Below are 12863 nucleotides of genomic sequence, written 5' to 3' on the forward strand. Positions count from 1 at the left end.
GGACGCCAGGGCAACGTTCCCGGGGTAACGTTCCTGGGGCTAATGTTCGAGCGCGATCGCCGCGCCCCGATGCTCGACGCCCTGGTTGGCGATCTCCAGGTGCCGGGCGGTGAAGTGCTGCAGCTGCCGCAGGCCACGCGGGGTCAGGACATCACACACCCAGTCCCAATGAAGGGAGACGACATCCCCGACATTGAGCTTTTCCACGAAACCAGTCCCCGCCACGGCGAATTTCGCAGTCTCGACCACCGGGTCCCCGACGGAGAGTAACGTGCCCTTCCAGACCAGCTGGGGCGAGCTGACCACGGCCTCGTCACCGGCAATGCCGCGGACCTGTCCCCAGCGGATCCGGCAGCGGTCGAGCACGGTGAGCGCCGTGGCGTAACGCCGCTCGTCACGCAGTAAACCCAACCATGGGTAAATCTCGAAGACATGGAAGCTGTGGTGGGGAACGCCGCCGGCCAGAACCCCTTCCACCAAGTGCGGGAACTGTTGGCCGGTCCGGGCGCGGAAGCGGTCCTCCATGGAATTGCCCATGTTCCGGATCCCCACGGAATCCAACAGGCCATTGCCCACCCAATAGGCCTCGACGACGCGCCGGTCCAACGGATCCGGGATGCCGTTCGATCCGGCGATCAGCTCCAGATACGGGTAGGCTCCGGCGAAACCTTTCGCGAGCTCGCGGAGGCCCTGATCGGTGACTCCGGTCTGTCCGTAGTGGAGCAGCGCATCGCTGTCCAGAGGACCGCAGCTGCCCCGGGCATTGGGCGGGTAAGCGTAACGGACAAACAACTGGGCGCCGTCGATGACCATGGTGTGCCACCTTCCGCTGATGCGTGCTTCGACGGTAGCACCGGGATTGACACACCGGCAAGGAACATGCACCCCCAATCAGCTTCGGCCCATTTTCGGCCGCCGCTGGGGAAGGTGCTCTGCGGCTCATCACCTCACTGAGGCGCGCGCCCCGGTTCGCTTGCGCAGTAGATGGGGCTCGTCGAGTCGTTGACAGGCCTGACCCCGAGGACGATGCTGTTTACACTGAAGCACCGCGGCCTCAGCATCCCTGATGCCGCAACGGCGAAACGCGACAGCATCCGGGGAGCGTGCCCATGACCGCTGAAATCGACCGCCGGTCAATCCTGCAGGTCATCGGGATAGGGGGCGGCATCGCCTTTTTAGCCGGATGCGGTGCCGGCCGCACCGAACCGGCACAGACCGAAGGCACGTCTGCAGGCATCAGCTTCCGTGATCAGCAGGGCCGGACCATCACCTTCGAACGGCCCGTCACCAGCGTGGTGACCATCCCCATGCCGGCCGCCTCCCTGCTGGTGGCGGTGGACGGCGGCGCAGACCATCTGGCCGCCATGCACAACGCATCCTGGGTCGCCATGCGCGACGGCATCCTCGGCACCATGTTCCCCCAAGCCTTGGAGCTTCCACACGAGATCGCCACGCAGGATTTCACGCCCAACGTCGAAAGCGTCCGGGCGCTGAACCCCGACGTCGTTATCCAATGGAGCGATGCCCAACTGGTGGCCCCCTTGGAAAACGCCGGGCTGAAAGTGATCGGCCTGGTCAACAACGGCAAGCAGGAGGACGTGGACGCTTGGATCGCCATGTTTTCCGCCATGCTCGGGAAGCCGGAACGGGCCACAGAGATCAAGGACCACAGCGATCGGGAACTCGCGGAGGTCAAGGAACTCGCGGCCGGACGCAGCGGACCCGGGCCGAGTATCCTGTACTTCAACCGATTCGTGGGCGGGCTCAAAGCGGCGGCCGCCAAGACCTACAACGACTTCTACATCAAGCTGATAGGCGGCAGCAATCCGGCCACCGGCGAGGACCCGCTGCCTGGTACCGGGATGGTGGGGCTGGACGTGGAACAAGTCCTGAGCTGGGATCCGGAGGTCATCCTGCTGGGTAATTTCGACGGCGCCATGCCGCAGGACGTGTACGACGATCCGGTCTGGAAGAACGTCGCCGCGGTCCGGTCCCGGCGGGTCTACAAGGTTCCGCTCGGCGGTTACCGCTGGGATCCGCCGGGCCAGGAATCTCCGCTCATGTGGCACTGGCTCGGCGACATCGCCTTCCCGCAGGAGCAGTCCGGCTTGCGCGGCAAGACTACCGACTACTACCGGATGCTCTACAACTACCGGCCCACCAACGCGGACCTCGATCGGATCCTCTGGACCGAGCAGAACCGCCAATCCGCCGACTATCAGCAGTTCAATGCTGGATGAGGCGGCCCATCCACGGTCGAAAAAACGGCGAAAGGCGGCTCGCCGTTCCCCTCTCCGCAGGGATAGGCGTGAGCGTCCCGGCGGCCCGTCTATTTTCATCCCGATCGCGGTCTCCGCCGGCCTGCTGACAGTAGTCTGCCTGGTGGCGCTGGCGGTGGGCCGCTACAACGTCCCGCTGTGGCATGTGGCTCAGATTCTCACCGCCCAGATCTTCCCTGCAGCCCCCGAGGTTAGCGCCACGGAAGAGAGCGTGGTTGTGCTGGTGCGGCTGCCACGGGTCCTACTCGCACTGCTGGTGGGGGCCGGGCTGTCGATCGGCGGGGCCGCGCTGCAGGCTATCTTCCGTAACCCGCTGGTCAGTCCCGAGATTATTGGTGTGTCGTCCGGCGCATCCTTTGGCGGCGCGTTGGCCCTGCTGCTCGGTTTGGGTTCCCTGCTGCTCGTCTCCGGCGCGTTCGTCTTCGGACTGCTGGCCCTCGTCATGCTCTTCCTCATCACATCCGGGCGCGGCGGGACGCCCCTGCTGATGATCGTGCTTGGCGGGGTAGTCATCGGCTCCTTTTTCTCCGCGCTTGTCGCCTTCATTACCTACATCGCGGATCCGAACACCACGCTGCCGGCCATCGTCTTCTGGCTGCTCGGCAGCGTTGCGTCCGCTACCTTCGCGAAGGTCCTGGTGGCGGCAATCCCGGTCCTGCTCGGCACCATCGTGCTCTTGGTTCTGCGCTGGCGGATCAATGTGCTCTCCCTGGGCGACGACGACGCTGCCGCGCTGGGGCTACGGCCCGCGGCCCTGCGCTGGGTGGTGCTGGTGGCAGTCGCGCTGATGGTCGCAGGCGCCGTCGCCGTCAGCGGAGCGGTCAGTTGGGTGGGCCTGGTCATCCCGCATGTGGCCCGGATGTGGGTGGGGCCCGACCACCGGGTGCTGCTGCCGGTATCGTTCCTGCTCGGCGGAGCCTACCTCATCGTGATCGACACCATCGCCCGTACGCTGACGGCCGGGGAGATTCCGCTCGGAGTGCTCACCGCCCTGATCGGTGCACCGGTGTTCTTCCTCCTCCTGCGCCAAAACCGGGACAGGATCTGGGACAGTGCTTGAGCTTGACGGCGTAGGGTTCGGTTACAGCCCGCGGGAATGGACGTTCCGCGGCGTCAGCTTCAAAGTCCACGCCGGCACCGCCACGGCCGTGCTGGGCCCTAACGGCAGCGGAAAGACCACGCTGGTGCGCTGCGCTGCCGGCTTGCTGTCGCCGGTGGAAGGCGCCGTCCGCCGGGACGGAGACGCCGGCTACGTGCCGCAGGCCCACGGGACCGCCTTCGCCTACCCCGCACTGGAAATGGTGCTCATGGGGCGGGCCCGGCAGGTCCGCTTTTTCCGCTCGCCCGGACCGGCCGACCGAGCGGCTGCGCTGGAAGCGATGGACCGGATCGGCATCGCTGAACTGCAGGACCGGCTGTTCCCCACCCTGAGCGGCGGCGAGCAGCAACTGGTCCTGCTAGCCCGCGCCATCGCCGCCGGCTGCCCCGTCCTGGTTCTCGACGAGCCCGCCACCGGCCTGGACCTGAAAAATCAGGCCCGCATCCTGACGCTGCTGCGCGAACTGTGCTCCGACGGCATGACCGTACTGCTGAGCACGCACCACCCCGACCACGCGCTGTACCTGGCGGATCGGGTGGTACTCATGGGCGGATCCGGGCCGACAACCGGGACGGCGGACGAGATGCTCACCGACGGGGAGCTTTCCGCGCTGTACGGCGTTCCGGTCAGCACAGTCCTGTACGACGACGGTGACACGCAACAGCGCACCATCGTTGTCCACTACGGAGGACGCTGACCCGCTCCCGTACCGAGTGGCCAAACGCTATTGCCGAGCTGCGGGGTAGCCAGAGCAAAGGTCGGGCCTGGGCAGCCAGTTCAGGATACGGCCCGGTGGCGCGGGCTGTCCGGGTTCATCAGCGAGTGCTTGCGGCTGTAGAACATGTAGATGACCAGGCCGATGATCAGCCAGATCCCGAAGCGCAGCCAGGTTTCCCAGTGCAGTTGGAACATCAGGAACAAGGAGGCGAAGACGCCGAAGGCAGGGACCACGGGCATCAGCGGCAGCCGGAAGCTCCGGGGCACGTCCGGCCGGGTACGCCGCAGCGCGATCACCGCGACGCAGACCACCACGAAGGCGGCCAAGATGCCAATGTTGGTCAGGTCCGCCACAGCCCGGATCGGGAACACTCCGGCCAGCAGCGCTGCCGCGATGCCGGCGATCCAGGTCACCCGCTGCGGCGTGCCGTGCCGGTCCGTCGCCGCGAACCAGGACGGCAGCAGCCCGTCGCGGCTCATCGAGAACCACACCCGGGTCACGCCCAGCAGGAAGGTGAGCATCACGGTCAGGATCGAAACCACGGCGAAGGCGGCAATGATCGTGGCCACCGTCGGCAAGCCGACCGACTCGAAGGCGGACGCGAACCCCGCGGTGGGGCTGATGTCCGCGTAGTTCTGCATGCCGGTCAGCACCAGGGTGGCCAGCACATACAGCGTCATCGCGATGCCCAGCGACAGCAGGATCGCCTTGGGCATGTACTTCTTGCCGTCGACGGATTCCTCCGCCGCCGTGCTCATCGCGTCATAGCCGAACACTGCGAAGAAGACGGTGGCGGCACCGGCCAGCACCGGGCCGAATCCGGAGGGCATGAACGGGGTGTAATTGTCCGGATTCACGAAGAAGAAGCCCAGCCCGATGATGAACAGGATCAGCGCGATCTTCAGCCCCACCGCTATCAGTTCGAACCGGCCGAAGGTGCGGGTCCCGCGGCTGAGGATCCAAGTGATCAGCAGGCAGACCACAATGGCCGGCAGGTTGATCACGCCGCCCTCGACCGTGTCGCCGGTGCCCTCCATCCAGGCCGGCACCTCGACGCCGATGCCCTCCATAAAGGCGCTGAAATAGCCCGAGATACCGATGGCGACGACGGCGACGATGGCCGTATACTCCAGCAGCAGGTCCCAGCCGATAAACCAACCGACGAGCTCCCCCAGAGCAACATAGCCATACGTGTAGGCGGAGCCGGCAAACGGGATCATGCCCGCGAATTCTGCGTACGACAGTGCGGCCGCCGCGCTGGCCAGACCGGCAATGAGGAAGGAAATGACCACCGCCGGGCCGACCGGCGGCGCGTCGGGGCCGCCGTTGGCCACCAGACCGGCCAGTGTGAAGATGCCGATGCCGATGATCCCGCCGACGCCGATCGCGGTCAGCTGCCACAGGCCCAGGCTTTTGGACAGATGGCTTTCCCCGCTCTCCTCCAACATTTCTGTGATCGGCTTGCGCCTGAGGATGGATTGGGAACCGCTCCAGATAGACATGCCGGACTCCGATGTTCGAGCCTGCATCTGCCGCCGGAACCCTGTGCAAGGGGCGGCTCCGCCGTGCGGATGCCCTGTACGTTTTCGAGTATGGACCGCGCGCTGCCCGCTGGGAATAGTTTGCGGTCCTGAACATGCAAATTCCGCCACCCCGGTGGCGGTTCCGAAGCAGGCTTGGTTCCGGCGGGCGGCCGCGATAGCGTCAAACCGTGGACAAGCCGAAGACCGTAGACGAGCACCTGGCCACGTTCCCCGAAGACGCCCGTCAGCTGCTGGACGAACTGCGGGCGCTGAGCCGCAGGCAGGTACCCGAAGCCGCAGAGGCCTTGAAATGGGGCTCTCCGGCGTACTCTCTCGACGGCACCATCATGTTTGTTTTTGCCGGTTACCGGCAGCACGCGAACTTCGTTTTCACGCCGAGCACCCGGGCGGTGTTCGACGACGAACTCACGGACTATCGAACAGGCAAGGGATCGGTACAGTTGCCCTACGGGCAGCCTGTTCCGGCCGAGCTGCTCAAAAGGATGATTGCCCACCGCATCCGGGAGTTCCGGGAAGACGGTGTCTTGTGGATGTAGGAACGTGGTGCCGTTGACGGCGTCCGACGTCACTGGAACGTCTCACCTTCCAGCCCGGCTGACGGGACTTTGAGGACGGCCGGCTTCCCGCCGTCGCACCCCTGTTGTCCGTGCATCCTTTGGGTTAGGGTGGGCGCATGTCGCGGTTCAGCTATTTGGAGTGGCCCGTTGTACGGCAGTTCCGGTCGAGTGATTCACTCGGGCGGGGCGAGGCCGTAACATCGCCGCGAACCCGCGACATCGCTCCCCGGACATCCACCGCGGACCGCGTGGTGCAAAGCGTGTGCCCCTACTGTGCGGTGGGATGCGGCCAACGCGTCTTCGTCAAGGACGAGAAGGTTGTCCAGATTGAAGGCGACCCGGATTCGCCGATTTCCCGTGGCCGGCTCTGCCCCAAGGGATCCGCCAGCGAGCAGTTGGTCAACGCGCCGAGCAGGCAGACGAAGGTGCTGTATCGGGCACCCCATGCCAAGGACTGGCAGCACCTTGACCTGGACACCGCCGTCGACATGGTGGCGGATAGGTTCCTCGCGGCACGCCGGAACAACTGGCAGCAAAACGATGAGCACGGTCGGCCGCTTCGGCGGACCATGGGCATCGCCGGCCTGGGTGGGGCAACCCTGGACAACGAAGAGAACTATCTGATCAAGAAGCTCTTCACCGCAGCGGGCGCCATCCAGCTCGAAAACCAGGCGCGTATTTGACACTCCGCCACGGTTCCCAGTTTGGGAACCTCCTTTGGACGCGGGGGAGCGACGCAATCGCTCCAGGACATGGCCAACGCCGACTGCATTGTTATTCAGGGCTCTAACATGGCCGAGTGCCATCCCGTCGGTTATCAGTGGGTGACGGAGGCCAAGGCGCGCGGCGCGAAGGTCATCCATGTGGATCCACGGTTCACCCGCACCAGTGCCGTGGCCGACAAACATGTTCCGATCCGCGCCGGTTCGGACATCGTTCTTCTGGGTGCCCTGATCAACCATGTGATCAGCAACGATCTGTGGTTCAAGGAATACGTTCTTGCCTATACGAACGCGGCGACGCTGGTGGGCGAGGACTTCCGTGACACGGAGGACCTGGACGGGCTGTTCTCCGGATTCGAACCTGAAACGGGCCACTACAACCTGGCTTCCTGGGCTTATGAGCGGAAATCAGAGGAATCAGACGGTCACGGACACGAACACGGCGCGGATACCGCCGCCCGTGCCGCCGGGGACCAATACGGCAGCGGCGGCCCGCCTCTGGGGCGCCCGGATTTCGAGCAGGACCTCACCCTTGAGCACCCGCGGACGGTGTTCCAGATCCTGAAACGCCACTATTCGCGCTACACCCCGGAAATGGTCCGGGACGCCTGCGGCATCTCCCTCGAGGACTTTGACTACCTCGCGCGGGCAGTCACGGAGAACTCCGGCCGCGAGCGGACCACCTGCTTTGCGTATGCCGTGGGCTGGACGCAGCACACGGTGGGGGCGCAGTACATCCGCACCGCGGCGATCCTGCAGCTCCTGCTGGGTAATGTGGGGCGGCCAGGCGGGGGAATCATGGCGCTGCGTGGCCATGCCAGCATTCAAGGTTCCACCGACATCCCGACACTTTTCAATCTGCTGCCCGGATACCTCCCCATGCCGAAGGCCGGAATTGAGACCCTGCGCGAATACTGCGACGGCATCGCATCCCCGGAGCAGAAGGGCTACTGGGCCGATGCCGATGCCTACACCATCAGCTTGCTCAAGGCCTGGTGGGGTGACGCGGCCAACGAAGACTCGGACTGGGGCTATGGCTACCTGCCCCGGATCAACGGCCCGCACGGGACGTACCAGACAGTGATGAGCATGCTTGATGACGAGGTGGAGGGCTACTTCATCTTCGGCCAGAATCCCGCCGTCGGGTCCGCCAACGGCAGGATGCAGCGCCTTGGCATGTCCCATTTGAAATGGCTGGTGGTGCGTGACCTCAACCTCATCGAGTCGGCCACATGGTGGAAGGACGGTCCGGAGATCGCCTCCGGCGAACTGCGCACCGAAGACATCGGCACCGAGGTCTTCTTCTTGCCGGCCGCGACCCATGTGGAGAAGGCCGGCTCCTTCACGCAGACCCAGCGGCTGCTGCAATGGCGGCACCAGGCGGTCCGGCCGCCGGGTGACTGCCAGAGCGAACTGCAGTTCTTCTACGAACTGGGCAAGCGCCTCCGGGCCAAGCTGGCGGATTCGACCGATGAACGGGACCGGCCGCTGCTGGACCTGACCTGGGACTATCCCACCGACGAACAGGGCGAGCCCGACGGCGAGGCGGTGCTGGCCGAAATCAACGGCCGGCATCTCACCGGTCCCAAAGCCGGCCAGCCCCTCTCGTCGTACACCGAGATGCGCCCCGACGGCTCGACGTCGGGCGGATGCTGGATATATACCGGCGTCTACGCGGACGGCATTAACCACGCCGCGGACCGGAAGCCCGGGCAGGAACAGGGACCGGTTGCCTCCGAATGGGGCTGGGCATGGCCGGCCAACCGGCGCATCCTCTACAACCGCGCTTCGGCGGACCCCGAGGGCAAACCCTGGAGCGAACGCAAGAAGTACATGTGGTGGGACCAGGAGCGGAACCGGTGGACCGGCGAGGACGTCCCCGATTTCCCGCTGGACCGCGCTCCGGGAAGTCGTCCGGATATATCCGTGGGTGGTGCGGCGGCGCTGGCGGGGGACGACCCCTTCATCATGCAAGCCGACGGCAAGGGATGGCTGTTCGCGCCGAAGGGCATGGTGGACGGCCCGCTGCCGACCCACTATGAGCCGCAGGAGTCCCCTGTGGCCAACCCGCTCTACCGACAACAGCAGAACCCCGCCCGACTGATTTATCCGCGCGAAGACAACCTCAGTGCACCCAGCGCGGGCACGCGCGGGTCGGACATCTACCCGTACGTCTTCACCACGTATCGCTTGACCGAACACCACACGGCCGGCGGGATGAGCCGGTGGCTGCCGTACCTCTCAGAGCTTCAGCCGGAGATGTTCTGCGAAGTGTCCCCGGAACTGGCGGCCGAACGTGGATTGGAACCCTACGGATGGGCAACAATCGTCTCGCCGCGGGCTGCCATCGAGGCCAGAGTACTGGTGACCGAGCGGGTCAGGCCATTGGTGGTGGGCGGCCGCACGTTGCACCAGATCGGGCTGCCCTACCACTGGGGAGTCGGCGGTGACGCCGTCGTCAGCGGCGACGCAGCCAACGATTTGCTGGGGGTGACACTGGATCCGAATGTGCAGATCCAGGAGTCCAAGGCCGGATCATGCGACATCATCCCATGCCGGCGGCCGCAGGGACCGGAACTCCTCTCCTTGGTTGCCGACTATCAAGCCCGCGCCGGTGTAACGCCCGAGACCGGCAGCGACAAGGTCACCGACCCCAAACCGGTGTTGGGCGACGGCTCGACGAGGGAAGGCTAAATGAACAAGCTGACCGAAGCTCCCGGACACATTCCGCACACGGGACACCCGCGAAAGGGCTTTTTCACCGACACCTCGATCTGCATCGGCTGCAAAGCGTGCGAAGTGGCCTGCAAGGAATGGAACCGCAACCCCCACAACTCGGAGTACGAACTCCTTGAGTCCTCCTACGACAATACCGGCGCGTTGGGAGCCGATACCTGGCGCCATGTCGCCTTCATCGAGCAGGACCGCGAGCACATCGAAAAGGCACGCGACTCCGGACGGGCGCTCGTCAGCCTCGGCATGCCTGGCCTCGGACCGCCGGGAAACTCCGACGCCGCGGGGAAGCCGTCCGGCGTGGATACGACGCCACCCGAAACGCCCGATTTCAGGTGGCTGATGTCCTCCGATGTGTGCAAGCACTGCACCAACGCCGGGTGCCTCGATGTGTGCCCGACCGGTGCACTGTTCCGCACCGAGCACGGCACCGTTGTGGTGCAGGACGATGTCTGCAATGGGTGCGGCACCTGCGTGGCAGGGTGCCCGTTCGGCGTCATCGAGCGGCGCAGCGATGGCACGGCGGGGGTGAAGGCAGAGCGCGACTTCACCCCCGGGGAGCAGGCTCCGACCCGCAACGTAGGCGTCGCCCAGAAATGCACGCTGTGCTACGACCGGATGGTTGATGGCCAGACGCCCGCGTGTGCCCAGGCCTGCCCGACGACGTCGATCAAGTACGGCGAGCGCGAGGAGTTGGTGAGCACTGCGAGACAGCGGGTTGCCGAACTGCACGCGCAGGGACTGACCGAGGCGCGCCTCTACGGGGCCAACGACGCCGACGGGGTCGGTGGCACCGGTTCCGTGTTCCTGCTGCTGGATGAGCCGGAGGTGTACGGTCTGCCGCCGGATCCGCGCGTTCCCACCGCCGACTTGCCACGGATGTTCAAGCGGGCGGGAATCGCTGCGGCCGGCATGCTGGCCGCGACCGCAGCAGCCTTCTTGGCTGGAGGCCGCCGTTGACCGTCTCCGACTTCGACAACTACCGCCCGCCCGAACCGCCACGCCGGTCCAGGCGCGGAGGCAAGCGGCGGCGCGTTGGAACAGGGGACGGCTCCGGCGAAATGCCAATGGTGCCGGAGCCGGAGTTCGCCTCCTATTACGGCCGGCCCGTAGTCAAACCGCCGCCATGGGGCGACCCGATCGGCGCCTACCTCTTCCTGGGCGGCGTGGCCGGCGGCTCGGCGCTGCTTGGACTCGGCGGGCAGCTCACGGGCAGGCCGGTGCTGTGCCGCAACAGCCGTCTGGCCGCCCTCACATCGGTGGGGATTGGTGCTGCCGCGTTGGTTGCCGATTTGGGCCGGCCGGAACGTTTCCTCAACATGCTGCGCACCATCAAGCCCACGTCTCCGATGAGCCTTGGCTCCTGGATCCTCGCGGCGTTCAGCGCCGGCGTCGGGATCTCGGCAGCTTCCGAGATTGACCGCCTGACCGGGTCACGGCTTCCGCTGGGGCCGCTGCGCAGGATGCTGCGCGCGGTTGAGGGGCCGGCGGGCGTGGAGGCGGCGTTGTTCGCAACCCCGCTCTCCGCCTACACCGCCGTTCTGCTGTCGGACACCGCCAACCCGACGTGGAACGCGGCGCGCGAAGATCTGCCCTTCGTCTTCGTGGGTTCTGCCAGCCTCGCCGCGGCCGGTCTTGCCATGATCACCACGTCCGTCCAGGAAGCCGGGCCCGCCCGCGCGCTGGCGGTACTGGGAGTAGCCGTTGATGTGATCGCCATGCGGGTTATGGAAAACCGGATGGACCCGGTGGCTGCCGAACCCCTCCGCGAGGGTGCTCCGGGGCGAATGCTCACTTGGAGTCAGCGGCTGGCCGTGGCCGGCGGCATCGGCGTCCTGGCCGGGGGCCGGCACCGGCCGGTGGCGGCCGCCTGCGGCCTGGCGCTGCTGACCGCCTCGGCGCTGACCCGGTTCGGAATTCTGCGTGCCGGCATCCGCTCGACGGAGGACCCCCGGTACACGATCGAACCGCAGAAGAAGCGGCTCGCGGCGCGGCGGCAAGCCGGCATCGTCGACGATTCGATCACGACCGCCGGGTAAGCCGGGAGACGTTTAGCGGACTTCGATCCCGGACCCGGCAACGGTCTGCCCGACTACGGGGTGCCCCGGCAGCTCTCCAACCACGAGCAGGCCGCCCGACGTCTGCGCATCGGCCAGCATCAGCAGGTCGTCTTCGGTGATTCCTGCTCCCGGGCGCAGGTGCGGGCGCACCCAGTCGAGATTGCGCCGGGTGCCTCCGGAGATGTAGCCGTCCCGGAGCGCTTCCCGTGCGCCGGCGACGAGGGGCACCGCAGCGTGGTCGATCACCGCACCCACCCGGGAGGCACGGCACATCTTGTAGAGGTGGCCGAGTAAACCGAAGCCGGTGACGTCGGTTGCCGCGCGGACGCCACTGCGCAGCGCGGCGTCCGCGGCATCCCGGTTCAACTGCGTCATCACGGCGATCGCCTCGTCGAAGACCTCGCCGGTCTGCTTGTGCCGGTTGTTGAGCAGGCCCAGGCCGATCGGCTTGGTCAGCGTGATCGGCAGCCCGGGCCTGGCTGCGTCGTTGCGCAGGAGCTGTGCCGGCGCGGCGATTCCGGTCACCGCCATCCCGTACTTCGGTTCCGGGTCGTCGACCGAGTGCCCGCCGGTCACCGGACACGCCGCCTCCGAGGCTACATCCAGCCCACCTCGCAGCACTTCGGTCAGCAGTTCCATCGGCAGGACGCCGCGGGGCCAACCGACCAGGTTGATCGCGCTGATCGGACGCCCGCCCATGGCATAGATATCGGAGAGGGCGTTCGCCGCCGCAATCCTGCCCCAGTCGTAGGCATCGTCCACCACGGGAGTGAAGAAGTCCGCCGTCGAAAGCACTGCGAGATCCTTACCTACCTGGACGGCGGACGCGTCGTCGCCATCGTCAAGCCCGACCAGGACGCCGGGGTCAGCCTGGCCGGTCAGGCCGCGGACAACGTCCTCGAGTTCACCGGGCGGGATCTTGCATGCACAGCCTCCGCCGTGCGCGTAGGTTGTGAGCCGGACGGCTTCCGCAGGTTCTTCCATCACGCCGGTGATCGCGTTCATGGGTCCAGCATAGGAGCGGCGGGCGATGTTAGCATGCACTTGGAGGCGTCCGGGTCCTGGTGGGCCCCCCGGTCTTCAAAACCGGTGAGACCGAGTACCTCGGTCTGGCGGGTTCGATTCCCGTCCGCCTCCGCCAGCTGCCGCAG

General features: G+C 66.2%; 10 protein-coding genes and 1 tRNA gene. 8 read left to right on the top strand and 3 right to left on the bottom strand.

The genetic code is table 11. From position 1 onward, the window contains the following. Positions 1–39 precede the first annotated feature (39 nt). Positions 40–813: a DUF6390 family protein gene (locus MNQ99_RS06275; protein WP_241914827.1), complete on the bottom strand. Its 774-nt coding sequence runs from the start codon at positions 811–813 to the stop codon at positions 40–42. 296 nt (positions 814–1109) lie between these two features. Between MNQ99_RS06275 and MNQ99_RS06280 the strand changes: the two genes are divergently transcribed. Genes MNQ99_RS06280 through MNQ99_RS06290 form a run of 3 tightly spaced genes read left to right on the top strand, consistent with a single transcriptional unit; the run spans position 1110 to position 4075 of the window. Further along, the gene (locus tag MNQ99_RS06280; protein ID WP_241914828.1) at positions 1110–2240 is read left to right on the top strand and encodes an ABC transporter substrate-binding protein; all 1131 of its coding nucleotides are present in this window, start codon (positions 1110–1112) and stop codon (positions 2238–2240) included. Next, positions 2230–3339 (top strand): FecCD family ABC transporter permease, encoded by a 1110-nt coding sequence (locus MNQ99_RS06285; RefSeq protein ID WP_422387499.1) that lies wholly within the window; start codon positions 2230–2232, stop codon positions 3337–3339. Before MNQ99_RS06280 ends, MNQ99_RS06285 begins: the two co-directional genes overlap by 11 nt. Continuing rightward, the gene (locus MNQ99_RS06290; protein WP_241914830.1) at positions 3332–4075 is read left to right on the top strand and encodes an ABC transporter ATP-binding protein; all 744 of its coding nucleotides are present in this window, start codon (positions 3332–3334) and stop codon (positions 4073–4075) included. The genes MNQ99_RS06285 and MNQ99_RS06290 overlap by 8 nt, the downstream gene beginning before the upstream one ends. An 80-nt stretch (positions 4076–4155) precedes the next feature. On the opposite strand, the gene MNQ99_RS06295 is transcribed toward MNQ99_RS06290, so the two are convergent. Further along, entirely contained in the window at positions 4156–5598 is a 1443-nt protein-coding gene (locus MNQ99_RS06295; protein WP_241914831.1) for an amino acid permease, read from the bottom strand. A gap of 209 nt (positions 5599–5807) precedes the next feature. On the opposite strand from MNQ99_RS06295, the gene MNQ99_RS06300 reads away from it, so the two are divergent. From MNQ99_RS06300 to nrfD, 4 genes are all read left to right on the top strand, one after another. Then, positions 5808–6176: an iron chaperone gene (locus tag MNQ99_RS06300; protein WP_241914832.1), complete on the top strand. Its 369-nt coding sequence runs from the start codon at positions 5808–5810 to the stop codon at positions 6174–6176. Between the two features lie 137 nt (positions 6177–6313). After that, positions 6314–9613: a formate dehydrogenase gene (fdh, locus tag MNQ99_RS06305; RefSeq protein WP_241914833.1), complete on the top strand. Its 3300-nt coding sequence runs from the start codon at positions 6314–6316 to the stop codon at positions 9611–9613. Then, the gene (locus MNQ99_RS06310; RefSeq protein ID WP_127511257.1) at positions 9614–10612 is read left to right on the top strand and encodes a 4Fe-4S dicluster domain-containing protein; all 999 of its coding nucleotides are present in this window, start codon (positions 9614–9616) and stop codon (positions 10610–10612) included. Further along, positions 10609–11691 carry an NrfD/PsrC family molybdoenzyme membrane anchor subunit gene (gene nrfD / locus MNQ99_RS06315; protein ID WP_241914834.1) on the top strand — a complete coding sequence of 361 codons (1083 nt, stop codon included), beginning with the start codon at positions 10609–10611 and terminating at the stop codon, positions 11689–11691. The genes MNQ99_RS06310 and nrfD overlap by 4 nt, the downstream gene beginning before the upstream one ends. 12 nt (positions 11692–11703) lie before the next feature. Here the strand turns inward: nrfD and selD are convergent, their stop codons facing one another. Further along, the gene (selD, locus tag MNQ99_RS06320; RefSeq protein ID WP_422387519.1) at positions 11704–12696 is read right to left on the bottom strand and encodes a selenide, water dikinase SelD; all 993 of its coding nucleotides are present in this window, start codon (positions 12694–12696) and stop codon (positions 11704–11706) included. 62 nt (positions 12697–12758) lie between these two features. On the opposite strand from selD, the gene MNQ99_RS06325 reads away from it, so the two are divergent. After that, positions 12759–12853: transfer RNA gene (locus MNQ99_RS06325), tRNA-Sec, on the top strand. The last annotated feature ends 10 nt before the right edge of the window (positions 12854–12863 follow it).

This window comes from Arthrobacter sulfonylureivorans, assembly GCF_022637435.1.
GTDB classification, from domain to species: domain Bacteria; phylum Actinomycetota; class Actinomycetes; order Actinomycetales; family Micrococcaceae; genus Crystallibacter; species Crystallibacter sulfonylureivorans.

What these genes read in the sequence shown, in the direction of transcription:
- MNQ99_RS06275 (WP_241914827.1), bottom strand. Translation starts at nt 813, where the DNA reads ATGGTCATCGACGGCGCCCAGTTGTTTGTCCGTTACGCTTACCCGCCC.
- MNQ99_RS06280 (WP_241914828.1), top strand. Translation starts at nt 1,110, where the DNA reads ATGACCGCTGAAATCGACCGCCGGTCAATCCTGCAGGTCATCGGGATA.
- MNQ99_RS06285 (WP_422387499.1), top strand. Translation starts at nt 2,230, where the DNA reads ATGCTGGATGAGGCGGCCCATCCACGGTCGAAAAAACGGCGAAAGGCG.
- MNQ99_RS06295 (WP_241914831.1), bottom strand. Translation starts at nt 5,598, where the DNA reads ATGTCTATCTGGAGCGGTTCCCAATCCATCCTCAGGCGCAAGCCGATC.
- MNQ99_RS06310 (WP_127511257.1), top strand. Translation starts at nt 9,614, where the DNA reads ATGAACAAGCTGACCGAAGCTCCCGGACACATTCCGCACACGGGACAC.
- selD (WP_422387519.1), bottom strand. Translation starts at nt 12,696, where the DNA reads ATGGAAGAACCTGCGGAAGCCGTCCGGCTCACAACCTACGCGCACGGC.